At 72.1% G+C, this 25,639-nt stretch carries 27 protein-coding genes; 8 read left to right on the top strand and 19 right to left on the bottom strand.

Annotated elements, in window-relative coordinates; genetic code table 11:
• The first annotated feature begins 49 nt into the window (after nucleotides 1–49).
• Nucleotides 50–259, top strand: coding sequence for a hypothetical protein (locus tag DEI93_RS02140; RefSeq protein ID WP_111012216.1), 210 nt, complete (start codon nucleotides 50–52; stop codon nucleotides 257–259).
• 58 nt (nucleotides 260–317) lie between these two features.
• On the opposite strand, the gene DEI93_RS02135 is transcribed toward DEI93_RS02140, so the two are convergent.
• On the bottom strand, nucleotides 318–1,109 hold the full coding sequence (locus DEI93_RS02135; protein ID WP_111012215.1) for an SDR family NAD(P)-dependent oxidoreductase: 792 nt from the start codon (nucleotides 1,107–1,109) through the stop codon (nucleotides 318–320).
• A gap of 62 nt (nucleotides 1,110–1,171) precedes the next feature.
• On the opposite strand from DEI93_RS02135, the gene DEI93_RS02130 reads away from it, so the two are divergent.
• Nucleotides 1,172–1,897 (top strand): SDR family oxidoreductase, encoded by a 726-nt coding sequence (locus DEI93_RS02130; RefSeq protein ID WP_111035421.1) that lies wholly within the window; start codon nucleotides 1,172–1,174, stop codon nucleotides 1,895–1,897.
• A 40-nt stretch (nucleotides 1,898–1,937) separates the two neighbouring features.
• On the opposite strand, the gene DEI93_RS02125 is transcribed toward DEI93_RS02130, so the two are convergent.
• Complete coding sequence (locus DEI93_RS02125) at nucleotides 1,938–2,798, bottom strand: phosphatase PAP2 family protein (protein ID WP_181435041.1); 861 nt, start codon at nucleotides 2,796–2,798, stop codon at nucleotides 1,938–1,940.
• 211 nt (nucleotides 2,799–3,009) lie between these two features.
• Between DEI93_RS02125 and DEI93_RS02120 the strand changes: the two genes are divergently transcribed.
• Nucleotides 3,010–3,465, top strand: a complete 456-nt coding sequence (locus DEI93_RS02120) for a DUF4383 domain-containing protein (protein ID WP_111012409.1) — start codon at nucleotides 3,010–3,012, stop codon at nucleotides 3,463–3,465.
• Between the two features lie 110 nt (nucleotides 3,466–3,575).
• On the opposite strand, the gene DEI93_RS02115 is transcribed toward DEI93_RS02120, so the two are convergent.
• The 12 genes from DEI93_RS02115 to DEI93_RS02060 form a co-directional block, all read right to left on the bottom strand.
• Complete coding sequence (locus DEI93_RS02115; protein ID WP_111119670.1) at nucleotides 3,576–4,871, bottom strand: ATP-dependent DNA helicase; 1,296 nt, start codon at nucleotides 4,869–4,871, stop codon at nucleotides 3,576–3,578.
• Nucleotides 4,868–6,832, bottom strand: a complete 1,965-nt coding sequence (locus DEI93_RS02110) for a bifunctional copper resistance protein CopD/cytochrome c oxidase assembly protein (RefSeq protein WP_111119669.1) — start codon at nucleotides 6,830–6,832, stop codon at nucleotides 4,868–4,870. The genes DEI93_RS02115 and DEI93_RS02110 overlap by 4 nt, the downstream gene beginning before the upstream one ends.
• Nucleotides 6,833–6,960: 128 nt before the next feature.
• Entirely contained in the window at nucleotides 6,961–7,248 is a 288-nt protein-coding gene (locus DEI93_RS02105; protein WP_111009715.1) for an HU family DNA-binding protein, read from the bottom strand.
• Between the two features lie 327 nt (nucleotides 7,249–7,575).
• The gene (rpsN, locus tag DEI93_RS02100; protein WP_111009716.1) at nucleotides 7,576–7,881 is read right to left on the bottom strand and encodes a 30S ribosomal protein S14; all 306 of its coding nucleotides are present in this window, start codon (nucleotides 7,879–7,881) and stop codon (nucleotides 7,576–7,578) included.
• A gap of 2 nt (nucleotides 7,882–7,883) precedes the next feature.
• Nucleotides 7,884–8,054 carry a 50S ribosomal protein L33 gene (rpmG, locus tag DEI93_RS02095; RefSeq protein WP_110823153.1) on the bottom strand — a complete coding sequence of 57 codons (171 nt, stop codon included), beginning with the start codon at nucleotides 8,052–8,054 and terminating at the stop codon, nucleotides 7,884–7,886.
• Complete coding sequence (rpmB, locus tag DEI93_RS02090) at nucleotides 8,054–8,290, bottom strand: 50S ribosomal protein L28 (RefSeq protein ID WP_111009717.1); 237 nt, start codon at nucleotides 8,288–8,290, stop codon at nucleotides 8,054–8,056. The genes rpmG and rpmB overlap by 1 nt, the downstream gene beginning before the upstream one ends.
• A gap of 448 nt (nucleotides 8,291–8,738) precedes the next feature.
• Entirely contained in the window at nucleotides 8,739–10,193 is a 1,455-nt protein-coding gene (locus tag DEI93_RS02085; RefSeq protein ID WP_111012210.1) for a lipase maturation factor family protein, read from the bottom strand.
• A 113-nt stretch (nucleotides 10,194–10,306) separates the two neighbouring features.
• A complete protein-coding gene (locus tag DEI93_RS02080; protein WP_111119668.1) occupies nucleotides 10,307–11,038 on the bottom strand; it encodes an alpha/beta hydrolase in 732 nt (243 codons plus the stop codon).
• A 99-nt stretch (nucleotides 11,039–11,137) separates the two neighbouring features.
• A complete protein-coding gene (locus DEI93_RS02075) occupies nucleotides 11,138–11,593 on the bottom strand; it encodes a Fur family transcriptional regulator (RefSeq protein ID WP_111119667.1) in 456 nt (151 codons plus the stop codon).
• Nucleotides 11,590–12,522, bottom strand: a complete 933-nt coding sequence (locus tag DEI93_RS02070) for a metal ABC transporter permease (protein ID WP_111119666.1) — start codon at nucleotides 12,520–12,522, stop codon at nucleotides 11,590–11,592. Before DEI93_RS02070 ends, DEI93_RS02075 begins: the two co-directional genes overlap by 4 nt.
• Entirely contained in the window at nucleotides 12,519–13,403 is an 885-nt protein-coding gene (locus tag DEI93_RS02065; protein WP_111119665.1) for a metal ABC transporter ATP-binding protein, read from the bottom strand. Before DEI93_RS02065 ends, DEI93_RS02070 begins: the two co-directional genes overlap by 4 nt.
• Before the next feature lie 133 nt (nucleotides 13,404–13,536).
• The gene (locus tag DEI93_RS02060) at nucleotides 13,537–14,784 is read right to left on the bottom strand and encodes a PTS transporter subunit EIIC (protein WP_111119664.1); all 1,248 of its coding nucleotides are present in this window, start codon (nucleotides 14,782–14,784) and stop codon (nucleotides 13,537–13,539) included.
• On the opposite strand from DEI93_RS02060, the gene DEI93_RS16525 reads away from it, so the two are divergent.
• Both DEI93_RS16525 and DEI93_RS02050 read left to right on the top strand, forming a co-directional pair.
• Nucleotides 14,748–15,206 carry a PTS sugar transporter subunit IIB gene (locus DEI93_RS16525; RefSeq protein WP_502868536.1) on the top strand — a complete coding sequence of 153 codons (459 nt, stop codon included), beginning with the start codon at nucleotides 14,748–14,750 and terminating at the stop codon, nucleotides 15,204–15,206. The genes DEI93_RS02060 and DEI93_RS16525 overlap by 37 nt on opposite strands.
• On the top strand, nucleotides 15,203–15,655 hold the full coding sequence (locus DEI93_RS02050; protein ID WP_111119663.1) for a PTS sugar transporter subunit IIA: 453 nt from the start codon (nucleotides 15,203–15,205) through the stop codon (nucleotides 15,653–15,655). Before DEI93_RS16525 ends, DEI93_RS02050 begins: the two co-directional genes overlap by 4 nt.
• Here the strand turns inward: DEI93_RS02050 and DEI93_RS02045 are convergent.
• The gene (locus DEI93_RS02045; RefSeq protein WP_258372226.1) at nucleotides 15,652–16,422 is read right to left on the bottom strand and encodes a GntR family transcriptional regulator; all 771 of its coding nucleotides are present in this window, start codon (nucleotides 16,420–16,422) and stop codon (nucleotides 15,652–15,654) included. The genes DEI93_RS02050 and DEI93_RS02045 overlap by 4 nt on opposite strands.
• A gap of 286 nt (nucleotides 16,423–16,708) precedes the next feature.
• Between DEI93_RS02045 and DEI93_RS02040 the strand changes: the two genes are divergently transcribed.
• Entirely contained in the window at nucleotides 16,709–18,007 is a 1,299-nt protein-coding gene (locus DEI93_RS02040; protein WP_220037874.1) for a glycosyltransferase family 2 protein, read from the top strand.
• Nucleotides 18,004–19,524, top strand: a complete 1,521-nt coding sequence (locus tag DEI93_RS02035) for a glycosyltransferase family 39 protein (RefSeq protein WP_146244393.1) — start codon at nucleotides 18,004–18,006, stop codon at nucleotides 19,522–19,524. The genes DEI93_RS02040 and DEI93_RS02035 overlap by 4 nt, the downstream gene beginning before the upstream one ends.
• Before the next feature lie 36 nt (nucleotides 19,525–19,560).
• On the opposite strand, the gene glgX is transcribed toward DEI93_RS02035, so the two are convergent.
• Nucleotides 19,561–21,579, bottom strand: a complete 2,019-nt coding sequence (gene glgX, locus DEI93_RS02030; protein WP_111072523.1) for a glycogen debranching protein GlgX — start codon at nucleotides 21,577–21,579, stop codon at nucleotides 19,561–19,563.
• A gap of 114 nt (nucleotides 21,580–21,693) precedes the next feature.
• Between glgX and DEI93_RS02025 the strand changes: the two genes are divergently transcribed.
• Entirely contained in the window at nucleotides 21,694–22,098 is a 405-nt protein-coding gene (locus DEI93_RS02025; protein WP_111119660.1) for a hypothetical protein, read from the top strand.
• 12 nt (nucleotides 22,099–22,110) lie between these two features.
• On the opposite strand, the gene DEI93_RS02020 is transcribed toward DEI93_RS02025, so the two are convergent.
• The 3 genes from DEI93_RS02020 to DEI93_RS02010 all read right to left on the bottom strand — a co-directional run bounded on the left by DEI93_RS02020 (nucleotide 22,111) and on the right by DEI93_RS02010 (nucleotide 25,592).
• Nucleotides 22,111–22,959, bottom strand: coding sequence for a CPBP family intramembrane glutamic endopeptidase (locus DEI93_RS02020; RefSeq protein WP_111119659.1), 849 nt, complete (start codon nucleotides 22,957–22,959; stop codon nucleotides 22,111–22,113).
• A 118-nt stretch (nucleotides 22,960–23,077) separates the two neighbouring features.
• Complete coding sequence (locus tag DEI93_RS02015; RefSeq protein WP_111119658.1) at nucleotides 23,078–24,577, bottom strand: dihydrolipoamide acetyltransferase family protein; 1,500 nt, start codon at nucleotides 24,575–24,577, stop codon at nucleotides 23,078–23,080.
• Between the two features lie 55 nt (nucleotides 24,578–24,632).
• Nucleotides 24,633–25,592: an alpha-ketoacid dehydrogenase subunit beta gene (locus DEI93_RS02010; protein ID WP_111012407.1), complete on the bottom strand. Its 960-nt coding sequence runs from the start codon at nucleotides 25,590–25,592 to the stop codon at nucleotides 24,633–24,635.
• Nucleotides 25,593–25,639 lie beyond the last annotated feature (47 nt).

The following is a 25,639-nucleotide window of genomic DNA, read 5'->3' as shown; positions in this document are numbered from 1 at the left end:
GAACAGCGTCGTACACTGATCATTAGGGTACGAACGAACTGGAGGAGCGATGGCGGGTCGATTCGGACGCTGGTACACGCGCTGGAACACGACGCTCATCGAGAAGATGGGGCCGTCGCAGATCGGCGCCGGGCGTCCCGAGGGCCCCGACGACCGCACGGTGGACCGCGCGTGCCCGCTCTGCGGCGCGCCCCTCTCACAGCACCGTGTCGAACGCCGCGAAGGGCAGCGGGCCTCGTCGACGCTGCACTGCCCCTGACCCGGAGCGAGCCCACCGCGCGGAGCGGGACAGCGCCGTCGCCCGGGCAGGGAGCGCGTCAGTCCGGCAGCGCCGCGATCTCGTAGGCCTTCGCCGGGATCTGCGTGGCGAACTTGCCGCCGCTCACGTCGATGAGCGCGCCGGTGACGTACCCGGCAGCTCGACTCGCGAGGAAGCAGACCACGTCGGCCACGTCGTCGGCGGTCTCCCAGCGGCGGAGCGACAGCGTGTCGAGCAGTCGCGCCTGCGCCGCGTGGTCCATGTCGGCGAAGCCGTTCATCGCCGTCGGCACCATGCCCGGGGCGTAGGCGTTCACCGTGACGCCCCACGGCCCGAGTTCACCCGCCAGGACCCGCGTGAACTGCACGACCGCCGCCTTCGAGGCCGCGTAGGCAGCGCTCCCGACGCTCGGCACGATCGCCGCGAACGACGCCGCGTTGACGATGCGTCCGGACCGCTGCGCCCGCATGGTCGGGATCACCGCTTGGCTCATCAGGAACACCCCGCCCACGTTGACGTCGAAGCACCGCCGCCAGCGGTCGGGGTCGAGCGTGTCGATGGTGCCCTCGACGTTGATGCCGGCGTTGTTCACGAGCACGTCGATCCGTCCGGCGCGCTCGACGATCGTCGCGACCGCGGAGCGGACCGAGGCCGGATCGCTGACGTCGCACACGAGCTCGACGAACCGGTCGGCCGGCGTCGGAGCAGCTCCGTCGCCCGCCGCACCGAACGCCAGGTCGAGCGCGAACACCGTCGCACCCTCGGCGAGGAACCGCTCCGCGATGGTGCGTCCGATCCCCCGGCCCGCACCGCTCACCACGACCACCTGGTCGTTGAACTCGATCAGCATCCTCGCTGCCTCCACCCGTCCGCGTCGTGCCGCCGAGCATACTGACGACAGGAGGACGGACGATGAGCGATGACGCACGGGTGCTGTGGATCACGGGCGGCGGGACCGGGATGGGGCGCGCGGCGGCGCGGATGGCTGCGGCCGCAGGGTGGCGCGTCGCGGTGAGCGGCCGTCGCCGGGAGGCCCTGGACGCGGTGGTGGCCGAGGTCCGGTCCGACGGTGGGGACGCGATCGCCCTGCCGGTCGACGTGACGGACCGGCGGGCCCTGGCCGCCGCCCACGCCGAGCTCGTCGATCGTCTGGGCCGCATCGACGGTCTCGTCCTCGCCGCCGGTCTCAACGACCCAGCCCGACGATGGGCAGACCAGGACCTCGCCCGCTTCACACAGATCGTCGACACGAACCTCACGGCGGTGGTGGCGGCGGTCGACCTCGCGCTGCCGGAGCTGCGGCGGGCGGCCGGCGTCGTGGTCGTGGTGTCGTCGTACTCGGGATGGCAGTTCTCGCCCGGGGCCGGCGTGGCCTACAGCGCGAGCAAGACCGCCCTGGGATCCGTCGTCCGGACGTTGAACGACCAGGAGGCCGAGCACGGCGTCCGGGCCTGCCACCTGTGCCCGGGAGACGTCGACTCGGACTTCCTGGCGATGCGTCCGGTCGTGCCGGACGCCGACGCCCGCGCGGTGATGCTCACCCCCGAGGACGTCGCCGCAGCCGTGCAGTTCGTCCTCGACGCTCCCGGACACGTCCGCGTCGACGAGCTCGTCATCTCGCCCGTCTCGCAGCGCTGAACCGCGGCGACCGCCTCACGCACTCCGGCCAGACCGCTCGTCAGCGCCGACCACCCCCACCGGCGTGGTGCATGCCGTCGGCGAGCCACACCGCGAGCATCGTGAGCACGACGCTCCCCGACGCCGCCATCCGACCCGCGACCAGCAGGGACGGACCGTCCGCCGCGTCGCTCACCACGAACACGACCGCGGCGACGGCGCCGATGAGCACGGCGATGCCGAGGGCCGCCAGGAGCGCTCCGGTGACGAGGACGCGCGGCCCCCGCGGAGCGTCGCGGTCGCCCCGCAGGCCGAGGTCGACCCGCGGTCCGACCGCCCGGACGATCCCGAGCCAGAAGAGCGCGACCCCACACGCGCCGACGATGTCGCTCATGCGGTGCCAGCCGTAGACGACGGTCTGGTTCGCCACGATCACCGCGTAGGCGGCGCCGACGAGCAGCACCACGGGCCGGAACCGCCGGGGGGTCACCATGAGCACCGCGAACGACGCCGCGAGCGCGATCGTGGCGTGACCCGACGGGAACGAGTTCGGGGTCGTCGACCCGGCGATCTCAGGGCGCGCGGCGATACGCTTGAGCAAGGTCGACGTCCCCGCGGACGCGAGCACCACGACCCCGGCTCCGATGCCCACGCCGAGCCGCCGTCGGCCCAGACCGACGGCGACGATCACGACGACGAGCAGCAGGATCACCGGGACCGAGATGACGTTGAGCGCGGTGTCGGACCCGAACAGGTCCGTGTCACGGACCCCGCTCAACGCAGCGTCCTCGAGGCGCTGACCGATCGGGGTCAGCACGGCGGCCGCGTAGACGAGAGGCACGACCACGAAACCCACGGCAGCGAGCAGGAACCACCGTCCCCGACGTGACACCTCGCCGGTGCGGTCGGGCGTGAAGGTCACGGGACTCCTCTTGATCGGGGCGGTGGTCGTCGGCGTGGGCATCCGCATCGTGGCGGCGCTCCGATTGGGCCGGTCGGGGCGGGACACGATACCGTTTCCCCGCCCGCCGGAGGCTGAGAGCGACCATCGACCGTCGCGCTCGGCGCGCATCTGGGCGGCACTGACCCACGATCCCGAGGACGACCACGACGTCCGAGGAGAGGAGAACGAGATGTCCATCGTCCAGCCGAGCTTCGCGTCCTCACCGAACCGGGCGCTCGCCATGACGGCGGGCTCGATGTTCGCCATCTGGGGCGTCCTCGGCTTCTTCTTCGCGGGCAACGGCGGTCACCACTTCCTCGGCAACGAAGGCGGCTACCTCTGGGGCGCGTTCCTCGTGAACCCCGCCCTGGCGTTCATCTGGACGGCGCTCGCGGCGGCCCTCCTCATCGCCGGCATGGGCACGCTCCCGTCCGCGCGGGGCATGAACCTCCTCGTCGGCGTCATCGTCCTCGTGATCGGCGTCTACGGGTTCGTGTTCATGAACACGAGCGCGAACGTCCTGGCGGCGAACACGACCGACAACGTCTTCCACGTCATCGTCGGCGCGATCCTCGTGCTCACCGCGATCGGTGCCGACAAGCAGAACCTGCGGGCGATCCGCGGCCTCAACCGCGCCGGCGCCTGACCGCCCCGCACCACGACACCGACGACGCCCCCGGGACACCCCGGGGGCGTCGTCGTGTCCGGGCGGCGCGCCGCACGGGAGGCGCTCACCGGGTCAGCGGACGCAGGAGCTCACCGGGGCGGCGCCGGCAGCGCGGTCGCGATGATCCGCGGCGCCTCGGACATGAACCGCCGGACGTCGTTGTCGACGATGATGTCGCGGGGCCGGAGGTCCCGTGTCATGTAGAGCCCGTCGAGCGAGGTGATCCGGCTCAACGCGACGTACGCCTGCCCCGCGCTGAACACCCGGGTGCCGAGGTCGACGACGGCGCGGTCGTACGTCTTGCCCTGCGACTTGTGGATCGTGACGGCCCAGGCGAGGCGGAGCGGGAACTGCTGGAACTCGCCGACGACGTCCTTCTTGAGCTCCTTCGTCGCCGCCGAGTACGAGTACTTGACCTTCTCCCACACGCTCGGCTGGACCTCGAACTCCTCGTCGTCGACCTCGACCCAGACGGTGTCGCGGATCTTCGTGACGACGCCGATCGTCCCGTTCACCCACCGCTGGTCGGCGTCGTTCCGCAGGAACATGACGTGTGCGCCGGGCTTCAGCTCGAGCGCCTCGTCGGCGGGGTGGTTCCGGCCGCCGAAGTCCCCGCTCACCTCGGCCTTGGCGGTTTTCACGCGGCCGGGTAGTCGGTCGAGCGCGGTCTTGTTGATCCGCGCGACGGTGTCGTTCCGGGTCGCGAGGGTGATCACGCCGTCCGGAGCCGGTCGCGCTCCCGCGGTGTTGAGCGCGTTCGCGACGTCCGCCGTGACCCGTCCGTGGCGCACGGCCGTGAGCATCGCCGCGAACGCGTCGTCACGCTGCCGGTGGATGCGGGCCAGCTCGACGATGTGCAGCTCGGTCTCGAGCCACACCTTGGCGTCGAAGAACCACATCGACCGGTAGTGGTCGGCGAAGTACGCCCGCTCGTCGGCGTCCCCCGGCACCGGTGGCAACTGGTAGGGGTCTCCGAACATGACGACCTGCACGCCGCCGAAGGGCTCGTGGGAGCGCTGGCGTGCCTTGCGGAGGGAGCGGTCGATGGCGTCGAGCAGGTCTGCGTTGACCATCGAGATCTCGTCGATGACGACGGTGTCGATCGTGTTGAGCAGCTTGCGGACCTCGCTGTTCTGCTCGAGGTCGGCGTCCGCGATGAGTCCGATCGGCAGCCGGAACAGCGAGTGGATCGTCTGACCGCCGACGTTGAGCGCCGCGACACCGGTGGGCGCGCAGATGACCACCTGCTTGGCGGTGTTCCACGACAGGTGGTGCAGGAGGGTCGACTTGCCGGTGCCCGCCCGGCCGGTGATGAAGACGTGGTCACGGGTGGACTCGATGTACTCGAAGACCGCCCGCTGCTCCGGCGTCAGCTCGGGACTCATGACCGGCCCACCGCCGTCGTCACACCGGCGTCGACCCGGGCCGTCGGACCCGTGGACCGGACGGTCGGCTCACCCTCGGACGAGGAGCGTCGGGACCGCACGAGGACCACCACGACGACGAGCACGAGGAAGGCGATGCCGGCCACGACGAGCACGAGTCCGCCGCGCGCCTGGTCGACCACGGGATCGGGGCCCCAGGTCCGGCCCATCGCGCCGAACCAGGACGCCTGGACCAGGCCGAGCGGGCCTCGGAGCACCGAGCCGAGCACCACCATCGACGCCGCGACGAGCGCCCCACTGCCGATCCGGACCAGTGCCGCGCCGGTGCTCGGGCGTCGAGCCCCGACCGCCACCGGCGTCAGGAGCGTCGGCACGGCGACGAGCCCCACCGCGAGGAACACGACGTCGGTCACCGTGCGGGTGATGCCGTCGTCGGCCGCCCACCGCAGGACGTCGGTGTCGACGTACGCCCACCAGAGCGCGCCGAGGAGCACGGCCGCGGGGAACGGCTGCGCCAGGTAGCGGACGACCACGTTGTCGACGAGGATCCCGGTCCACTCGCGGACGCCGGTGCTGCCGTCCTGCCGCGGGTGCACCGCGGCCCGGATCAGGAGGACCGGACCGGCACCCCAGGCGAGCACCGGCACGAGGAGCCCGAGGAGGACGTGCTCGGCGAGCGCCGACGACACGAGGAACCGGTCGTACCGGTGCAGCGCGCCGTTCGTCGCAGCGAGCAGCACGAGCACCGTCGCGATCGCCGACACGGTCCGCAGCACCGGCCACCGCCGACCCTGACGCCGGAGGCGGATGACCCCGGCCGCGTACACCGCGGCGAGCAGCACGACGGCCATGACCCAGAACAGGTCGAGCGAGCCGCCGGTGAGCCACGTCCACCCGCCGGGCGCGGCGGGCAGACGATCGTCGGTGAGCAGTTCGGCGGGCGTGGGGTCGCTGGTCGTGCTCAGGGCGACCTGGTCGACCGGGGGCGCAGTGCGGGCGAGCGCCGCCGCGAAGCCCGACGCGACGCCCATCACCGCGAGCTCGGCGACCACGAGCGTCCAGAAGGGGCGCCGCCGGGCGGGGTCGGCCGCGAGCGCGACGACGGTCCGACGACGCTGCAGTGCGCCGAGCACACCGATGCCCAGGAGCGCCGCGGTCTTGACGAGCACGAGGACGCCGTACGGGGTGAGCAACGCCCCCCAGCTCCCGACGCGGATCGATGCGGAGGCGTACCCCGAGGCGGCCACGAGCACGAAGCACCCGAGCGCGATGCTCGAGTACCGCGCGGTGACGAGCGGCAGCCGCTCGGCGGGGAGGACGCCGCGGAGGAGCGCCAGGGAGAGCAGCCCGCCGACCCAGAGCGCCGCGCCGACGAGGTGCAGTCCGAGTGCCGTGACGGCTGCGTCGTGGCTGGCCGTGCCCGCGGCGTGCCCCTGCTCGGCCATCGGGACCAGGCCGACCATCGCGACGCCGGCGACGAGGGCCACGAGCCCGCGGGAGCGGACCGCGAAGCAGAGGACCGTGACCACGGCGGCGACGAGGACCGTGACGATCCACGCCAACCCGAGATCCGTGCCGGTCAGGAACACGCTGAGGGACTGGCCGAACTGCTGGTCGAGCGTGACCGGGACGTCCACGACGCTGAGGAACGAGAAGAACGTGGTGACCGCGGCGGCGACCGTCCACACGCCGGCGGAGGCGGCGGCGACGTCGAGTGCTCGGTTCCACTCCGGTGCCGTGCGGGACAGCGCGACGGTGGCGAGCCCGAGGCCGCCGATGGTCGCGGCGGCCGCCAGGTCCACCACGGTCTTGGCGATCGGCAGACCGAACCGGACGGCGGCACCGGGATCCGACACGAGCGGGGCGTCCGCCGCACCACCGATGACGAGTGCCACGAGCACGGACACGAACGCCATGAGGAGCAGCACCGCGGGCGCGGCGATCCGGGCGAGACGAGTCACCCGTCCAGCCTACGGCGATGCCCCGGCGACCCCGACCGACTGTGGATCGCGGTCGTGGAACGCACGACAGGCCGGGAACGACGACGGGGACGGCGCAACGCGCCGTCCCCGTCGTCAATTCGCCGTCGTTACTTGACGGCGGCCTTGAGCTTGCTGCCCGCGCTCACCTTGACGCTGTCGCTCGCGGCGATCTCGAGCGCCTCGCCCGTCTGCGGGTTGCGGCCCGTGCGGGCGGCGCGGTGGGTCTTCTCGAACGCGATCCACCCGGGGATCGAGATCTTGGCGCCCTCGCTGAGCGACTTCGACACGACGGAGAAGAGCGCGTCGACGACGCCGTTGACGGCGGCCTGGCTCTGGCCCGACTCGGTCGCGATCGCGGCGACGAGCTCGGTGCGGTTGAGGGACTTGTCAGCCATGGATGTCCTCCTCGGACTCTCAGCGGTACAGACCGGGCGCATGCCGCACCCGAGCGGGGTGACCACGAGGCCGAGGGCCCGTGGAACCGTAGGCGAACCTACCAGCCACCCGGGCGCATCCCGGCCAACTCGCCCGGATTCTCGCGGTTCCTCGGGACTGCTGGGGCTGCTGTGACCCATGTGACCGAGCGCACGGCCCATCGCATCACCCGCGGTCGACCGCATCACCCAGGGTCGACCGCATCACCCAGGGAACGACGAACGCTCCCCGACCCGAGGGACGAGGAGCGTTCGTTCGTGGTGACCCGCGGTGTCAGCGGGTCGGCGTCACCAGGACGACTTGGTGATGCCGGGGAGCTCGCCGCGGTGCGCCATGGAGCGGAAGCGGACACGGCTGATGCCGAACTCGCGGATGTTGCCGCGGGGGCGACCGTCGATGGCGTCGCGGTTGCGGTAGCGGACCGGCGAGGCGTCGCGCGGGAGCTTCTGCAGGCCGACGCGGGCGGCCTCGCGGCTCTCGTCGGTGCCGTTCGGGTCCACGAGGGCCTTCTTCAGCTCGAGACGACGCTCGGCGTAGCGCTCGATGATGACCGCGCGCTGGTCGTTCTTGGCGATCTTGCTCTTCTTGGCCATGCTTAGCGCTCCTCGCGGAAGTCGACGTGCTTGCGGATGACCGGGTCGTACTTCTTGAGCACGAGGCGGTCGGGGTTGTTCCGGCGGTTCTTCTTGGTCACGTAGGTGAACCCGGTGCCCGCCGTGGAACGGAGCTTGATGATCGGACGGATGTCCTGACCGCGCTTGGCCATCAGATCTTCTCCCCACGGGCCAGGATGTCCTTGACCACGGACTCGATGCCGCGGGCGTCGATCACCTTGATGCCCTTCGCGCTGACGGTGAGCGTGACGTTGCGCCGGAGCGACGGCACGAAGTACGTCTTCTTCTGCACGTTCGGGTCGAAGCGGCGCTTCGTCCGGCGGTGCGAGTGTGAGATGTTGTGCCCGAAGCCGGGAACGGCGCCGGTCACCTGGCAGACTGCTGCCATGGTCTCCTCCTGAGATGGTTACCGTGCGGCCGGATCGGCCACACCCAAGGTCACTTGCCTGGCGCGCACGCGCTCGAGTCGACCGATCGACAGGAGCGAGGGGGCTGTGCGCACCGCCCCGTCCGTTCCCGAGGGAGCGGATCCGCGCGACCACGGCTGCTGCGATGGTCGGAGGGCAGAACAACAGTTCGCCGCGCGGACGCGACGGACCAAGCGACAAGCCTACGTGAGGCCCGGGCGCGTCGCAAGCCGCGCCTCCCGGCCGGCCGCACGCGGCCACCGCTCGCGTCCGCGCCGAGACCGCCCGACCCGCCGCTCGCGTCCGCCGAGAGAGCACGACTCGCCGTACGGGAGGAACGTGAGCGGCCCGTCTTGCACGCTCGTGAGCCGGGGCCGGCGGAGCCGAGGCCCGACCGGGGCCGGAGGCGGGGCCGGACCGCACCCGGGGTCACCGCTCGCGCTGGGGCGCCATCCCCGTCGGACGCACGAGGGTGAACTGCTCCTGCCGCACCCAGTACAGGCCCGTCGCACGGCGCTCCTCACGCGTCGCGAACCGGTACAGGAACATCCGCGCACGGATCCACCGGGGACGCCGTCCGTCGAAGGGGTCCACCCGGAGCAGGCGGAGCGTCGGCCGATCCGCCTCGAGCAGGCGCACGACGAACACCCGGAACCAGCCGTCGTCGGCGCCGAGTGCCAGGAACCACATGAGCCAGTCGAGCCGCAGGTGGTAAGGCGCGAACTGCCGCGGGCGCCGGCGCGGGTCCCCCGGTTTCCCCTTGAACTCGTACGGGACCCAGTCGCCCTCCTGCGGGACCTCGGCCTCGGTGCCCTCGACGATGACCTCGGACCGCTGCTGCGTCACGCTGCCGAACGCGCCGTACGCGTTGACGAGGTGCCAGCGGTTGAAGCTCGCGTTCATGAGCTGCCGCTTCGACACCAGGTTCTTCGCGGGCGGCCACGACAGCCAGAGCAGGAGCAGCCCGACGAGCACGGTGAGCACGACGAACCACACCGGCGTCGCGGTCGGCCCCGCGGCAGCGTCCACTGCGGGGATCACCGCGCCGAACGCCCGGTCGTCGATGGCGGCGAACGCCAGCAGCATCGTGAGGACGTTGAGCCACGCGAAGTTGCCGCTCACCACGAGCCAGAGCTGCGTGATGACGACGAGCGCCGCGGCGATGCTCGCGACCGGCTGGGGTGCGAACAGGAAGAACGGCACGACGAGCTGCACGACGTGACTGCCGAGCGTCTCGAACCGGTGCACGGGCTTCGGCAGCAGGTGCGCGGTGCGGCTCATGGGGTTCGGCATCGGCTGCGTCTCGTGGTGGTAGTACAGCGCGGTCAGGTCCCGCCACGACGCGTCGCCCCGCATCTTGATCATCCCCGCACCGAACTCGAGCCGGAACACGAGCCAACGGATCGCGAACAGGACGATCACCGACGGGGCGACGTCGTCCGAGCCGAGGAACGCGACCGTGAACCCGGCCTCGAGGAGCAACGACTCCCATCCGAAGCCGTAGAACGTCTGGCCGACGTCGACGATCGACATGTACCCGAGCCACATGAGCAGGAACACGACCGCGGGCACCCAGGCGGGCCCGAGCTGCGGCAACCCGGCGACGACCGACAGCGCGAGCACGACGCCCGCTCCCGCGAGCATCCGCAGCCGCCGGTCGGTGTACGGGATCCACCGCCACACGATCGGCTGCTGCTGCGCGTACCGGAGCCGCATGTACCGGGGCACGGGCAGGAGGCCGTGCTCACCGAGCAACGCCGGGAACTGCGCGAGCGTGGACAGGAACGCGATGGCGTAGACCGCCGCGACACCACGCTGCAGCACCTGGCGCGCCAGGTCGTAGTCGGTCGCGCCGGCCCACGTGGTCAGCGTGCTCACGTCCATGGCCGGGAGGCTACGCGCGTCCGGGTCGGGACCGGTCCGGCCGGGCGCAGGGCAGGTGGGCACCGGGCCGGGCGAGCGCAGGGCCGGCGAATGCCGCGCCGGCGAGCGCGGGGTCAGACCCCCTGCGTCGGCCGCGGCGCGAGCGCCTCGACGATGAGCGCCCCGAGCTCCGCCGGCCGGGTGGACATCGCCCAGTGCCCGGTGTCGAGGCCGACGATGCGGAGGTCCTCGGTCGCCGCGAGCTCGGTCGCCCAGTCCGCGTGCGCCGTGATCCCCGCGGTGAGCTCGTCCGGGCTCATCTCGCTCGTGATGACCGTCGTCGGGACCCGGCGGCGTGCCTCGTCCGTCAGCCGGAAGTGCTGTCGGGTCGCCCCCGCGGGCACGGGGATCGCCCGCGCATGCAGCGCCGCCCACTGCTCGTCGGTGGTGTCGCGGACCATGGCCTCGCCGAACGCCGAGCGCTCCGGGAACGGCACGACGCCGTCGACCACCGGGAACTCGTCGTTGTCCCAGTCGCCCTCGGGGAACGGGATCGCGTCGACGTACACCGCGGCACGGATCCGCGCCGCCCGGCGGTCGACCGCGACGCCGACCACGGCGCCCGAGGCCGAGTGCCCGACGAGGGCGATCGACTCGGCACCCGAGGTCGTGCGGCTCGCCGCGTCAACGCGGTCCACGACGGCCTGGACCTGGTCCTCGAACCCGACCGACGCGGGGTCGTCGCCCGGGTGCATCCCGGGGAGCGTCAGGGCCTCGACCTCGTGCCCGGCGGCGCGGAGGACCGGGGCGACGTCGTCCCACGCGCTCGCGTCGAGCCACATCCCCGGCACCAGGATCACGTACATGCGCCGCAGCCTAACGCCGACCCGGGACGGACGGGGAGGCGTGTGCCGGACCCGCGTGGTGCCTCCCGGCCGGCCCGTGGTGCGGTGCGCCGCCCCGTGTCAGCGCCGCGCGCTGCAGGCCGCGCACTCGCCGAACACGTCGACGACGTGGTTCGCGCGGGTGAACCCGTGCTCCGCGGCGACGCGCTGCGCCCACGACTCGACCTCGTCCGCCTCGATCTCGACGGTGGTGCCGCACGTGCGGCAGATGAGGTGGTGGTGGTGCGTGCCCGGCGTGCAGGCGCGGTACAGGGTCTCGCCGTCCTGCTGCAGGACGTCCGCGGCGCCCTCGTCGGCCAGACCGCCGAGCGCGCGGTAGACGGTCGCGAGGCCGATCGTCGACCCGGTGTCACGGAGCCGGGCGTGCAGACCCTGGGCGCTCACGAAGCCCTCGGTGGCGTCGAGGGCCTCGCGCACCGCCCCGCGCTGCCGGGTCGTGCGCTTGTGCGGGGTCGCGTCGGCGGTGTCCGCCGCGGGCAGGGCGTCCGTCGCGTCCGTCGCGTCCGTCGGGGTCATGCACCCACCTCCGCTGGGGTCGTCGTGGTCACTGGGTCCTCGCGTGCCGCTCGGCGGGCGATGCGGTCCCGCCCCCGAGCGTCCCGCCGACCACCGACGATCCGACAGACGACCCAGATCGCGAACGAGATCGTGGTCACGTACGGACTGATCGGCAGGCCTCCGCCGAGGGCGAGCAGGATGCCGCCGACGACACTCGTCACCGCGAACACCATCGACAGGACGGGCACGAGCACGGGGTGCACGGTCACGCGGAGCGCCGCCGCGGCGGGGGTGACGAGCAGCGAGAGCACGAGCAGGGCCCCGACGACCTGCACGGACACCGCGGTCGCCAGCCCGAGGACGAGCATGAACAGGAGGGCGAGGGTCCGGACCGGCAGTCCCGCGGCCGCGGCCACGTCGGGGTCGACGCTGGCGAAGTGCAACGGTCGCCAGATGACGAGGAGCGTCACGACGACGATCGCCGCGACGACGAGCAGGATCCCGAGCTGGGGGTCGTCGACGGCCACGATCTGCCCGGTGAGCAGCCCGAACTTGTTCGCCGCGCGGCCCCGGTACAGCGCGAGGCACAGGATCCCGAGGCCGAGGCCGAACGGCATGAGCACCGCGATGATCGAGTTGCGCTCGCGGGCCCGGGAGCCGAGCAGGCCGATGACGATCGCGGCGAGCACGGACCCGACGAGCGACCCCGCGACGACGTCGACGCCCATGAGCAGTGCGGCGGACGCCCCGGCGAACGACAGCTCGCTGATGCCGTGCACGGCGAACGGCAGGTTGCGGGCCACGACGAACGGCCCGATGAGCCCCCCGACGATCCCGAGTACCGCGCCGGCGAGGATCGAGTTCCGCACGAGGCCGAGCAGCGCGCCGAAGTCCTGGAACGAGAACACGGTCGAGAGCAGCTGGTGCAGGTCGGTGGCGAGGATCATCGGCGCGCCGGTCCTTCCGTCGCGTCGTCGGCGATCCGGAGGTCGTGATCGCCCTCGTGGTGGTGGTGCTCACCGAGGTGGTCGTGCGGGTCGTTCGAACCGACGATGACGATGCGCCCCATGGTCCGGACGACGTCGACCGGCGTGCCGTACAGGTCGGACAGGACGTCGGCGCGGAGGACCTCGTCGGGCGCGCCGATCCGGAAGCGGCCGCCCGCGATGTAGAGGACGCGGTCGACGACGTCGAGGATCGGGTTGACGTCGTGCGTCACGAACAGCACGGCGGCGTCCCGCTGGCGACGCTGCCGGTCGATGAGCGCGGTCACCTCGCGCTGGTGCCGGAGGTCCAGCGAGATGAGGGGTTCGTCGCAGAGCAGGAGCGCGGGATCCGCGGCGATCGCCTGGCCGACCCGGGCGCGCTGCTGCTCGCCGCCGGACAGCTCGGCGACCGGGGCGTCGGCGAACGCGGCGGCGCCGACCTCGTCGAGGATCGCGTCGATGCGGGCGCGTTCCACCGCACGGGCCGGGCGGAGGCCCCACCGGTGCCCGGTCACCCCGAGCGCCACCAGGTCCCGGGTCCGCAGCGGCGTGCCCGACTCCATGAGCCGCTGCTGGGGGACGTACCCCATGCGCCGGTGTCCGCGGGTGACGGGTTCGCCGAGGAACCGGATCGAGCCGGTCGTGAGCGTCTGCTGCCCGAGCACGGTGCGCAGCAGGCTCGTCTTGCCGGCGCCGTTCGGTCCGAGGACCGCGAGGAACTCCCCCGGCCGGACGTCGAGGTCGAGGTCGTGCCAGAGGTGCCGTGACCCGTACGCGAGCCCGGCGCCACGCAGGGACAGGACGGCGTCCTGCTCGTCCTCGTGGGGTGCGCGCGGGGTCACGGCGGTCCTTCCTCGCGGCGAACGCCCGTGCGCTGCCGCCCCTCGACGCTAGACCTGTTGAGAATGATCGTCAAAACCACGGACGGGAGGCGCGGTACCGACCGGCACCGCGCCTCCCGTCCGTCGCGCCACGTCAGGGCGTCGTGGCCGCCTCGACCGACTCGGCCGCCGCGTCGTCCTCGCGCCCCGGGGTCCGGAGGTTCCAGCGTTTGATGACGAAGCTGAAGACGAAGTAGTAGATGACGCCGTAGGCGATGCCGATCGGGATGAGCCAGATCGCGCCCTGCGCCTTGCCGAAGTTGAGCACGTAGTCGATCGCGCCCGCGGAGAACGTGAAGCCGTCGTGGATCCCGAGCGCGTTGACGATCGCGAGCGACGTGCCGGTCAGGACCGCGTGCACGACGTAGAGCGGCCAGGCCACGAACATGAAGGAGTACTCGAGCGGCTCGGTGATGCCCGTGACGAACGAGGTGAGCGCGGCCGAGAGCATGATGCCGCCGACGACCTTGCGGTTCTGCGGCTTCGCGTGACGCCAGATCGCCAGGGCCGCGCCCGGGAGACCGAACATCATGATCGGGAAGAACCCGGTCATGAAGATGCCGGCGTGCGGGTCGCCCGCGAAGAAGCGGTTGAGGTCGCCGTGCGCGCCGTGGTAGTCGCCGATGATGAACCAGACGACCGAGTTGAGGATCTGGTGGAGGCCCGTCGGGATGAGCAGGCGGTTCGCCGCGCCGTAGATCCCGCCGCCGACGACCGAGTTGGACGCGACCGCGTTGCCGATCCAGGTGATCACGGCGTCGAACGGGATGTAGAGGAACGCCATCGCCACGCCGATGAACAGCCCGGCGAACGCGCTGAGGATCGGGACCAGGCGTCGGCCGGAGAAGAACCCGATGAAGTCGGGCAGCTTCGTCCGGTGGAACCGCTGCCAGAGCACCGCGGACACGAGCCCCATCACGATGCCGCCGAGGACCCCGTAGTTGATCGTGGGCACGGTGCCGGCGGCGTTCTTGTGGGTGCCGAGCACGATGGGCGACATCGCGGTGAACACGCTCGAGAGCACCATGTAGCCGACGACCGCGGCGAGGGCGGTCGACCCGTCGGACTTCTTGGCCCAACCGATCGCGATGCCGACGGCGAAGATGAGCGGCAGCCACGTGAAGACGCCGTTGCCGGCGGCGGAGATGACCGCGGCCCACTGCCCGAACCCGGGGATGGCGCCGAGCAGGTCGGCCTGCCCGAGGCGGAGCAGGATGCCGGCGGCCGGGAGCACCGCGATCGGGAGCATGAGGCTCCGGCCGAGCCGCTGCAGGTTGGCGAACGCGCGACTGGGCTTCTTGGCCGGTGGGGTGGACACCGGGACGGCTTCGGCCGTGGTCATGGTGGATCCTCTCGTCATCGGGTGCAGCATGGGTGGTTGATGCCCGGATCCCGCGTCGGTACTGTTCGAGAACAGTGCCGGTCCTGTCCGGTCATGACCAGTTCGCTGTAGTCTCCACATCAGCGTGGTCCGTGTCAACAACCCGGTCCCGGCCCCGTCGAGACCGCAGTTCATCCCCTGGAGGAGGACCCATGTCGAAGGCAGAAGCGATCGTGGCAGCACTCGGCGGCGCCGACAACATCGAGGAGGTCGAGGGCTGCATCACGCGCCTCCGCACCGAGGTGGTCGACCCGTCGCTCGTCGACGAGGCCGCGCTCAAGCAGGCGGGTGCGATCGCCGTCGTCGCCATGGGCACCGGCGTGCAGGTGATCGTCGGCCCCGAGGCCGACAACCTGGCGCAGGACATCGAGGACATCCTGTGACGGACGTCCGCACGCCGTTCGCCGGACCGGTCGTCGGGCTCGCCGACGTGCCGGATCCGGTGTTCGCGGGCCAGCTCGTCGGGGCGGGCGTCGCCGTGCGCCCGGACGAGCACGCCCGGTCCGTGACGGCGGTGGCGCCCGTGGCGGGCACGATCGTCAAGCTCCACCCGCACGCGTTCGCGATCGAGGGCGCCGAGGGCACGGACGTCCTCGTGCACGTCGGCATCGACACGGTCAAGCTCGGCGGTGCGGGGTTCGAGCTCCTCGCCGCCGAGGGGGACACCGTCGCGGCAGGCGACCCCGTCGTGCGGTTCGACCCGGCGTCGATCGTGGCGGCCGGCTACGCCCCGGTGTGCCCGGTCGTCGTCCTCGGTTCGACGCCCGACTCGGTCCCCCAGGACGCCGTGGGCAGCTCCCTGCCCGAGGGCGCGACGCTCTACACGACCTAGATCAGCGCGATCGTCCGCGGCGCCTCGGCCGAGACCTCCATCTGGACCCGGTACCGGTCGCTCCGGTACCAGCTCCGGGTGTGCTCCACCGGGCCGGGTTCGGCGAACGACACGCGGTCGAACACTAGTACGGGCGCCCCGGTCCGCGTGCCGAGGAGTGTCGCCACGTCGTCGCTCGCCGGGTCCGCCGCGACCGTCTGCACCGCGCGGACGATCGGCAGCCCGTACCGATCGGCCACCAGCGAGTACACCGAGCCGCTGAGGTCGTGCTCCAGGAGCCCCGGGTACGCGGCGCGCGAGAACCAGGCGTCGTCGATCGACACGGGCACGCCGTCGGCGAGCCGCAGGCGCTTCAGGTGGACGGCGACGTCGTCGGACTCGAGGTGCAGGGCGGCCGCGGTGTCCGCGGGCGCGACCCGTTCCTCCCGGAGGAGCACGACCGTGGTCGGCGTGTGTCCGAGCGCACGCATCTCCTCGGTGAACGAGGCGAGGTGGAGCGTCGACTGCACGGGTCGGTGCGCGACGAACGTGCCCTTGCCACGGACACGCGTCAGGTAGCCCTCGTTGACGAGTTGGCCGAGGGCCTCGCGCACGGTGATGCGGCTGACGCCGTACTCGGTGATGAGCTGCCGCTCCGAGGGAATCGCGGCGCCCGGCTGCAGTCGCTCGGTCACGAGTTCGAGCAGGATCCGCCGGAGCTGCGCGTGCTTCGGGATCGCGCTCTCGGTGATCCGTCGTGCCGCACCCTCGTCGCTGCGTCGTGCCACGCGTCGTACTCCTCGCCCGCAGTGGAGGCCCGGCGACCGGGGGCTGGTCCTGTGCGGACATGACCAGTCGAGCACACAGTAGCGAACAGCGCTGGGAGCGCCAGGGTCATCCGGCGGGACGGGACCTCGGGTGACAGCGGATCCCCGCCCGGGTGAGTGCCAGCCGTAAAGGAGCGACGCCGACGGGCGGATCGGTGCGGTTCGACGTCCTCGACACGTTCCGGACCCGCACACCATGCGGTCTCGGGACGCCGACCCCCGACGCCCCGTGATGTGGAGGGACCCCGTGCTCGACGCGCCACTCCTCGCCGCCGCGATCGCCACGCAGCTCGCCCTCGCCGCTGCCCTGACGGCCTTCGCGGTCCTCACGCTCCTGTGGTCCCTGCACACGCAGGCATCACCGGAGCGGGTGGCGCGGAGCCGGTTCGACCGGAAGCCGAGGCCGTGCACGCGGTCGTTCTCACTCCTCGTGCCGGCCCGGCACGAGGAGGGGGTCCTCGCGGACACGCTCGACCTGCTCGCCGCCCAGACGCACCCGCGGTTCGAGGTGATCGTCATCGTCGGGCACGACGACCGCGCGACGGCCCGGATCGCCGAGGCCGCGGCGGCCCGGCACCCGGACCACGTCCGCGTGGTGGTCGACCGGGGGCGGGTGAAGACGAAGCCGCGCGCCCTGAACCGTGGGCTCGCGGTCGCCACGGGCAGCGTCATCGGGGTGTTCGACGCCGAGGACGACGTGCACGAGCGACTCCTCGAGCGGGTGGACGCGCGGTTCGCGGAGACGGGCGCGGACGTGGTGCAGGGCGGGGTGCAGCTGATGAACCACGCGCGGTCGTGGTGGCGCGTCCGGAACGTGGTCGAGTACGCGCTCTGGTTCGGGTCACGGCTGCACGCGCACGCGGCGGCGGGGGTCGTGCCCCTCGCGGGGAACACCGTGTTCGTCCGCCGTCGGGTGCTCGAGCGGATCGGCGGCTGGCAGGACGACTGCCTCGCCGAGGACTGCGAGCTCGGCATCCGGCTCTCCGCAGCGGGCGCCCGGATCGACGTCGTCACGGACCCGACGTACTCGACCCGCGAGGAGACCCCGCCGGACCTCCGGGGGCTCCTCCGCCAGCGGGTGCGCTGGAACCAGGGGTTCCTCCAGGTGCTGCGTGGCGGCGCCTGGAAGGGCCTCCCGTCGTGGCGGCGGCGCACGCTCGCCCGCGTCGTGCTCGGCATGCCGTTCGCGCAGGTGCTCATCGGCATGTCGGTCCCGGTGGCCGTCGTCGAGACGCTGGCGGTGCGCCTCCCGGTCCCCGTGACGCTCGTGACGCTCGCGCCCGTGGCGCCGTCCGCGCTCATGCTCGTGGTCGAGTGCCTCGCACTCGACCAGTTCGGTCGCGCCTTCGGCCGTCGGGTCCGGCCGGGGGACCACGTCCGACTCGTGCTCGGGGCGATCCCGTTCCAGGTCGTCCTGTCGGTCGCGGCCGTCGTCGCGGTGTGGCGCGAGGTGCGCGGCGACCACTCGTGGCAGAAGACGATGCACACCGGCCTGCACCGGCGTCAGCGGCGCGGTGCCCCCACGCCGGGCCGGGCCCCGGCGTGAGCAGCCGCACCGCGGTCCTGCGGGGAGTGGTCTGGTGCGGACCCGTGCTCGTGGTCGAGATCGTGGCACTGTGCGTCGGCCTCGGCCGCAGGCCCCAGCGCGCCGACGACGAGGGCACGTACGTCGCGCAGGCCTGGTCCTCACTGCACTCGGGCGCGCTCGCCCACTACACCTACTGGTACGACCATCCCCCGGCGGGGTGGATGCAACTCGCCCTGTGGTTCGGCGCGACGGGTGCGCTGGCACGGCACCAGTCCGCGGTGCTCGCCGGCCGGGAGGCCGTGGTCACCGCCACCCTCGCGGCCACCGTCCTGACCTGGCTGTTGACCCGACGCCTCGGCGGCTCCCCGGTCGCGGCCACCGTCGCGGCGGCGGTCTTCGCGATCTCGCCGCTGGCGGTCGCGTTCCACCGGATGGTCTACCTCGACGACCTCGCCGTGCCGTGGGTCCTGCTCGCGGCGGTCCTGGTCACGGCGCGACACCGTCAGCTGCCGGCCTGGGCCGGCGCGGCCGCCGCGTGCGCGGTCGCGGTCCTCACCAAGGAGACGACGGTGCTCGTCGTCCCGTCCCTGGCGTGGGTCGCCGCGCAGCGCGGGCACCCGGCCGTCCGCCGCACCGCCGCCGGTGTCGCGGTGCCGCTCTTCGTCCTGCTCGTCGCCGTGTACCCGGTGTCGGCCGCCATCAAGGACGAACTCCTCCCCGGCGCGGGTCACGTGAGCCTCCTGGGGTCGGCGTGGTTCCAGGTCGCCGGTCGGGAGGCCGGGGGTTCCGTCCTCGACGCGACGAGCGACACCGCGCGCACGCTGGCGTCGTGGTGGTCCCTCGACGCCCCCTTCGTCGTCGCCGGGCTCGCCGCCGCGGTGCTCGCCACGGCCCGGCAGCGGCTCCGCCCGATCGCCGTCCTCGTGCTCGGACACGTCGCCGTGGCGCTCCGGCCCGGCGGGTACCTGCCCGTCCCGTTCGTCGTCGTGCTCCTGCCGTTCGGTGCCGTCCTCGTGGCGCTCGTCGTGGAGGGCGGCCTCCGCGCATGGCTGCGACACGACCGCCGGTTCCCCCGGTCGTTGACGCGTGCCATGGCGGCCGGCACCGTGCTCGCGGTGGTCGCCGTCGGCGCGTTCTGGGTGCCGAGCGCCACGCAGGGCCTCCGCTGGCTGACGACCGCCGATGCCGACCGTCCGATGCGATCCGCCGAACGGTGGCTCGCCGCCCACGTCGGTCGACACGCGGTCGTGGTGGTCGACGACGCCATGTGGCTCGACCTCGTGCGCGCCGGCCGTGACCCCGACGACGTCGTGTGGTTCCACAAGCTCGACAGCGATCCCGAGGTCCGACGCCGCACCGACGACGGCCGCACGGTCGACTACGTGGTCACGACCGTGTCCGTGCGCGAGGACCTGGCACACCTGCCCCTCGTCCACGCGGCGGTGCGACGGGCCGTGCTCGAACGACGGTTCGGCTCGGGCGAGGACCGCGTCGACGTGTGGCGGGTGGCACGACGGACGGGTGGCCGGGCGTGACGCCCGACCACCCGTCCGTGGTCCCGCGCGCAGTGCTCAGACGAGCGCGGTGAAGGACGCGTCGCGCACCAGGAGCGTCGTCGCGCCCTCCTCGACCTGCTGCTCCGCGTCGCTCGACAGCCCGAGGGACCAGTCGCCGCCGCCCGGGCGCTCCGGCAGCGTGAACTCGACGACGGTCTCGGACGCGTTGAGCAGCACCGCGACGACGTCCTCGCCGTCGGTGAGCAGCAGCGTCACCGCCATGTTGAGCGGGTCCTCCCAGTCGTCGTCGCCGAACGGCTCACCGTCGGCGCGGAGGATCTGCACGGTCTCGACGCCGTACTCCGGCGCGACGCGGTACCACTCGGGGGTCAGGGCCGGGTGCGCCTTGCGGAACGCGATCGCCGAGGCGGTGAACGCCTGCAGCTCGCGGTCGGCGGCGGCCCAGTCGTACCACGAGATCTCGTCGTCCTGGCAGTAGGCGTTGTTGTTGCCGCCCTGGCTCCGGGCGATCTCGTCGCCCCCGAGGATCATCGGCACGCCCGTCGACAGCAGCAGCGTCCCGAGGAAGTTCCGGCGCTGCAGGTTCCGGTAGTCGTTCACGGAGCTGTCGTCGGTCGGTCCCTCGATGCCGCCGTTGAACGAGCGGTTGTCGCTCTCGCCGTCGTTGTTGTCCTCGCCGTTGGCCTCGTTGTGCTTCTCGGCGTACATCGTCAGGTCGGCGAGCGTGAACCCGTCGTGCGCCGTGACGAAGTCGACGCTGCACAGCGGGGAGCGGCGGGACGCCTCGTAGACGTCGGGGCTGCCGAGCACGCGCTGGACGGCGGCGCCGAGCGAACCCGGGGTGCCGCGCCAGAAGTCGCGGAGGTCGTCCCGGTACTTCCCGTTCCACTCGGACCAGTCCGCGGGGAACCCGCCGACCTGGTACCCGGCGGTGTCCCACGGCTCGGCGATCATCTTGACCTCACGCAGCACCGGGTCCTGGTGGATGATGTCGAGGAACGCGGAGAACTTCTCGGCTTCGCCGCCCTGGCGGGTGAGCGTCGTCGCGAGGTCGAACCGGAAGCCGTCGACGTGCATCTCCTCGACCCAGTAGCGCAGCGAGTCCATGATGAGCGCGAGGGCGGCCGGGTGGGCCACGTTGAGGCTGTTGCCGGTGCCGGTCGTGTCGAAGTAGTGCTCCTCGTCGCCCTCGACGAGCCGGTAGTACGACGTGTTGTCGATGCCCTTGAACGACAGGGTCGGCCCCATGTGGTTGCCCTCGGCAGTGTGGTTGTACACGACGTCCATGAAGACCTCGAGCCCGGCGGCGTGCAGGGCCTTCACCATCTCCTTGAACTCGCGCACCTGCTGCCCGGCGGTGCCCGACGACGAGTACTCGTTGTGCGGTGCGAGGAAGCCGATGGTGTTGTAGCCCCAGTAGTTCCGCAGACCCTTGTCGGTGAGCGTCGCCTCCTGGACGAACTGGTGGGTCGGCAGGAGCTCGACCGCGGTGACGCCGAGGTCGACGAGGTGCTGGATCGCGGCGGGGTGCCCCATGCCGGCGTAGGTGCCCCGGATCTCCTCGGGCACGTCGGGGTGCTGCTTCGTGAACCCCTTGACGTGCGTCTCGTACACGATCGTGTCGGACAGCGGGGTGCGGAGCGGGGCGTCGTCGTCCCAGTCGAACGCCCGATCGGCCACGACGCACTTCGGCATGGCGCTGGCGGAGTCGGTGTCGTCGATCTCGTCCGGGGCGTCCATCTTGTGCCCGAAGAGCGCCTGGCCCCACTCGTAGTCGCCGTCGATCGCGGTGGCGTACGGGTCGAGCAGGAGCTTCGCGGCGTTGTGGCGGAGCCCGTTCGCCGGGTCCCACGCACCGTGCACGCGGACGCCGTACCGGGTGCCGACGGCGACGTCCGGGACGATGTCGTGGAACACGTACCCGGTGCGGTTCGTGAGTTCGGTGCGGTGCTCTGTCCCGTCCTCGTCGAACCGGCAGAACTCGACGCGGTCGGCGGTGGCGGAGAACACGGCGACGTTGGCACCATCCTCGACGAGGGTGACACCGAGGGGATGACGGGAGGATCGGCTCATCCGTCCATCCAACCGGGCGAGGGCCGCGCGTGTCCGCAACCGACGTGACGGCCACGTTCCGGGGACAGCCGGGTACCCGACGCGCGTCCATGGAGAGCGCGTACCGTCCCCGGCATGACGGATCAGGAGCACGGACGGATCGACCAGGACGACCCCGAGACGACACAGACGGAACGGGTGACACGGATCCAGGACGACGCAGCGCGTCTCGGGCTCGCCATGGTGGGCGAGGCGACCGCGATGACGACCGGCGACGAGGACGCCTTCCGCGCGAGCGAGGAGAACCTCCGCGAGGTCGTCGCCGAACTCGTCGACGAACCACTCACGCCGCGACAGGAACAGGTCGTCGAGACCCTCGGGGCCATGGGCGGCAGCCTCACGGCCGGCCTCGGGAGCGCGCTCGCGCAGGAGCAGGACCGTGAGCCCACGGAGGTGCTCGGCGGTGCGGCCGCGAGCATCGTGCGGCAGCAGCGACTCGCCGACGTCGAACAGGACGTCGACGACGTCGAGGACCGCTGAGCCACCACGCGCTCAGCGCGGGGTCGCCCCGCCGCTGGTGTGGACCCGGTCCTGCGGAGCGCGACGGAGCGCGACGACCATCCCCATGACCGCGGCGACCACGATGACCGCCGTCGCGGCGACCACGAGCAGCGGCGGAACGCCCACGGCGGCGTGCCCGCGGAACCCGAGGATCCCGTTGGAGAGCGCGTGCAGCAGCACGGCACCCCAGAGCGCCCCCGCCACGCGTCGGGCCAGGTAGCAGGCCGAGCCGAGCACGAAGGTCGTCACGACCTGGTAGAGACCACCCCCGGCCTCACCCTGGTTGAGCAGGTGCATGAGGGCGAACACCGCGGTCGACACCAGCCAGACCACCCATTCCGGTGTCGCCCGGCGGAGCCCCGACACGAGGATCCCACGGAAGACGAGCTCTTCGACCACCGCGACCGCGACCACGGCGACGACGAGTGCCCCGAGGTACCCGGCGGCGCCGGAGCGGACCGGAGCGAGGAACGTCAGGACCGCCACCACGACGTACGCGACGAGTGCCGCCACCGCCCACCACGGGCGAGCGGACGCGCTCTCGGCGAGCACCCGACGCCACCCGCCGAACACGGTCACGATCACCGCGAACACGACCAGCAGCACGCCCTCGCCCGCCGACTGGTGCAGGAGCGCCTGCGACGACGACAGCGGGTTCACGCCCGACCCGGTGCTGACCGCCTGCCCGGCGAGGACGGCGAACGGGAGCACCAGCACCACCACGATCGTGACCGCGACGGCCAGCCACGGACGCTCGATGCGCGCCGGGAAGGGTCGTGGTCGGCCGGAGCGGTCGGGACCCGATCGGGGTCCGGGCGAGGGCACGGGCGAAGCGGACATGGGCGACTCCTCGAGGACGAAACCTGGTATATCGGTCGTGGTCCAAGCCTAGGCGTGATCGAGGACGCCGAGGCGCGGGCCCCGCCGCCCGGGACGTCGCCGCTCCGGGCGTCGTCCGTCAGTCGAGCAGGAGCGCCGGCTCCTCCATGACGGACGCGACGTCCTGCACGAAGCGGCTGGCGACGTCGCCGTCCACCACACGATGGTCGAAGCTCGCGCCGATCGTGGTGACCATGCGCGATCGGACCTCGCCGTCGACGACCCACGGCTTCGGCTTGATCGTGCCCATCGCGACGATCCCGACCTCGCCCGGGTTGAGGATCGGGGTTCCCGTGTCCATGCCGAACACGCCGATGTTCGTGATCGTGACCGTGCCCGCCGCCATGTCCTCGGGCGTCGTCTTGCCGTCCCTCGCCGTCAGCGTGAGCCGTTCGAGCGCCTGCGCGAGCTCGAACAGCGACATGTCCTGGGCGTCCTTGACGTTCGGCACGATGAGACCGCGCGGGGTCGCCGCGGCGATCCCGAGGTTCACGAAGTGGTGCACGATGATCTCGCGGTCGGTCCACGTCGAGTTCACGGTGGGGTTCCGCCGCACCGCCCAGATCACCGCCTTCGCCATGATGAGCAACGGCGACACCTTGACCCCGGCGAACGTGGGCGAGGTCTTGAGCCGTGCGACGAACTCCATCGCACGGCTCGCGTCGACGTCGACGAACAGGCTGACGTGCGGCGCGGTGAACGCGCTCGACGTCATCGCGGTCGCGATCGCCTTGCGCACCCCCTTGACCGGGATCCGCTCTTCGCGCACGTCGCCCCACTCGGGGGTCTCGAGGTTGCGGAACACCGTGGCCTGGGTCGCGGAGCGGATGACGTCGTCGCGCGTGACCTCGCCCGCGAGCCCGGTCGCGACGACGGCGGTCAGGTCGACACCGAGGTCCTTCGCGAGCTTGCGGATCGGCGGCTTGGCGACGACCGGCAGCGCCGACGCGGCCGGCACGCTGGTGGGGCGACGTGCTGCAGCCGCCTCGTGCGCGGCCTCCTGGTCGGCCCGAGCGGTCGCCCGCCCCGCCTCGACGGCCACGGCGGCAGCGCGACGGGCACCGGGCCGGCGGCGCGACGGCGCACCGGCGGCGGACCCGTAGCCGACGAGGACCGCGCCCGACGCCTCGTCGGTGCCGAGCGGCATCGCGGTGTCGGCGATCTGCGGGGTCGTCGTGACGGTCGGTGCGTCGAGGACCGCGGTCGTGCCTCCCGACCGGTCGGGGCCCGCAGCACCCGCCGCGATGCCGGCGGAGGCGGAGTCGGCCGCTCCGGCACCCGAGCGGGCCCCGGCGGGGCCGCCCTCGCCGGAGCCGACCTCGCCGGAGGCGACCTCGACCGGGCAGTCGACCTGGATGATCGGCACGCCGACCTCCACCGTGGCGCCCTCGTCCACGAGCAGCCGCGTCACCGTCCCCGCGAACGGCGAGGGGAGCTCGACGAGCGACTTGGCGGTCTCGATCTCGACGAGGACCTGGTCGACACTGACCTCGTCCCCGAGCGCGACGCGCCACTGCACGATCTCGGCTTCGGTGAGGCCTTCTCCCACATCGGGGAGCGGGAATTCTGCGACGGGCATGGTGACTCCGTTCTCGGTCGGGCCGGCGCGGCCAGGGAACCGCGCTCGGACAGGATCAGTAGGCGAGTGCGCGGTCCACGGCCTCGAGCACGCGGTCGGCGTCGGGCAGGTGCAGGTGCTCCAACTTCGACTGCGGGAACGGGATGTCGAACCCCGAGACCCGCAGGGGCGGTGCCTGGAGCGTGTAGAAGGTCTTCTCGGCGATGGTCGCCGCGATCTCGCTGCCGAGACTGACGAAGCCGGAGGCCTCTTGCGCGATCACGACACGGCCGGTCCGACGAGCGGACTCGAGCAGGGGCTCCCAGTCGATGGGCGACAGCGATCGGAGGTCGACGACCTCGAGGCTCGTGCCCTCGGTCTCGGCGATCTCGGCCGCCTGGAGCAGCGTCGACACCATCGCGCCGTGCCCGACCACCGTGACGTCGGACCCCGTCCGGGCGATGCGCGTCGTGTGCATCGGGACGCCGCCGTCGACCAGGTCGACCTGCCCCTTCGGCCAGTACCGGCTCTTCGGCTCGAGGAACACGACCGGATCCGCCGACCGGATCGCCTCCTGGATCATCCAGTAGGCGTCGTTCGGGGTGCTCGGGCTCACCACGCGGAGGCCCGGGGTGTGCGCGAAGTACGTCTCGGGGCTCTCCTGGTGGTGCTCGACCGCGCCGATGTGGCCGCCGTAGGGGATCCGGATCACGACGGGCACCGACATGTGGGCCGGCAGGCGGTTCGCCATCTTCGCGAGCTGCGACGTGATCTGGTCGAACCCGGGCCACACGAAGCCGTCGAACTGGATCTCGACGACGGGCCGGTACCCGCGGAGCGCCAGGCCGATCGCGGTGCCGATGATCCCCGACTCGGCGAGCGGGGTGTCCATGACGCGCTGCGACCCGAACCGCTCCTGCAACCCCTCGGTGATCCGGAACACGCCACCGAGCGTGCCGATGTCCTCGCCCATCAGCAGCACCCGCGGGTCCTGCTCCATCGCGGCGGCGAGCCCGGCGTTCAGCGCCTTCGCCATCGGGAGGACCGGGGCCGGATCCGACGGGACCGCCCCCGCACCCGGGT

Origin of the sequence: Curtobacterium sp. MCBD17_035 (assembly GCF_003234815.2) — a bacterium.
In the GTDB taxonomy this organism is placed as follows: domain Bacteria; phylum Actinomycetota; class Actinomycetes; order Actinomycetales; family Microbacteriaceae; genus Curtobacterium.
The sequence above is the reverse complement of the archived record's forward strand: the minus strand, read 5'-3'. Positions and strand labels throughout refer to the sequence as shown.

Coding starts and splice junctions, on each gene's coding strand:
- DEI93_RS02140 (WP_111012216.1), top strand. CDS start 50: ATGGCGGGTCGATTCGGACGCTGGTACACGCGCTGGAACACGACGCTC.
- DEI93_RS02135 (WP_111012215.1), bottom strand. CDS start 1,109: ATGCTGATCGAGTTCAACGACCAGGTGGTCGTGGTGAGCGGTGCGGGC.
- DEI93_RS02130 (WP_111035421.1), top strand. CDS start 1,172: ATGAGCGATGACGCACGGGTGCTGTGGATCACGGGCGGCGGGACCGGG.
- DEI93_RS02120 (WP_111012409.1), top strand. CDS start 3,010: ATGTCCATCGTCCAGCCGAGCTTCGCGTCCTCACCGAACCGGGCGCTC.
- DEI93_RS02115 (WP_111119670.1), bottom strand. CDS start 4,871: ATGAGTCCCGAGCTGACGCCGGAGCAGCGGGCGGTCTTCGAGTACATC.
- DEI93_RS02105 (WP_111009715.1), bottom strand. CDS start 7,248: ATGGCTGACAAGTCCCTCAACCGCACCGAGCTCGTCGCCGCGATCGCG.
- rpsN (WP_111009716.1), bottom strand. CDS start 7,881: ATGGCCAAGAAGAGCAAGATCGCCAAGAACGACCAGCGCGCGGTCATC.
- rpmG (WP_110823153.1), bottom strand. CDS start 8,054: ATGGCCAAGCGCGGTCAGGACATCCGTCCGATCATCAAGCTCCGTTCC.
- rpmB (WP_111009717.1), bottom strand. CDS start 8,290: ATGGCAGCAGTCTGCCAGGTGACCGGCGCCGTTCCCGGCTTCGGGCAC.
- DEI93_RS02085 (WP_111012210.1), bottom strand. CDS start 10,193: ATGGACGTGAGCACGCTGACCACGTGGGCCGGCGCGACCGACTACGAC.
- DEI93_RS02080 (WP_111119668.1), bottom strand. CDS start 11,038: ATGTACGTGATCCTGGTGCCGGGGATGTGGCTCGACGCGAGCGCGTGG.
- DEI93_RS02075 (WP_111119667.1), bottom strand. CDS start 11,593: ATGACCCCGACGGACGCGACGGACGCGACGGACGCCCTGCCCGCGGCG.
- DEI93_RS02070 (WP_111119666.1), bottom strand. CDS start 12,522: ATGATCCTCGCCACCGACCTGCACCAGCTGCTCTCGACCGTGTTCTCG.
- DEI93_RS02060 (WP_111119664.1), bottom strand. CDS start 14,784: ATGACCACGGCCGAAGCCGTCCCGGTGTCCACCCCACCGGCCAAGAAG.
- glgX (WP_111072523.1), bottom strand. CDS start 21,579: ATGAGCCGATCCTCCCGTCATCCCCTCGGTGTCACCCTCGTCGAGGAT.
- DEI93_RS02025 (WP_111119660.1), top strand. CDS start 21,694: ATGACGGATCAGGAGCACGGACGGATCGACCAGGACGACCCCGAGACG.
- DEI93_RS02020 (WP_111119659.1), bottom strand. CDS start 22,959: ATGTCCGCTTCGCCCGTGCCCTCGCCCGGACCCCGATCGGGTCCCGAC.
- DEI93_RS02015 (WP_111119658.1), bottom strand. CDS start 24,577: ATGCCCGTCGCAGAATTCCCGCTCCCCGATGTGGGAGAAGGCCTCACC.
- DEI93_RS02010 (WP_111012407.1), bottom strand. CDS start 25,592: ATGGCGAAGGCGCTGAACGCCGGGCTCGCCGCCGCGATGGAGCAGGAC.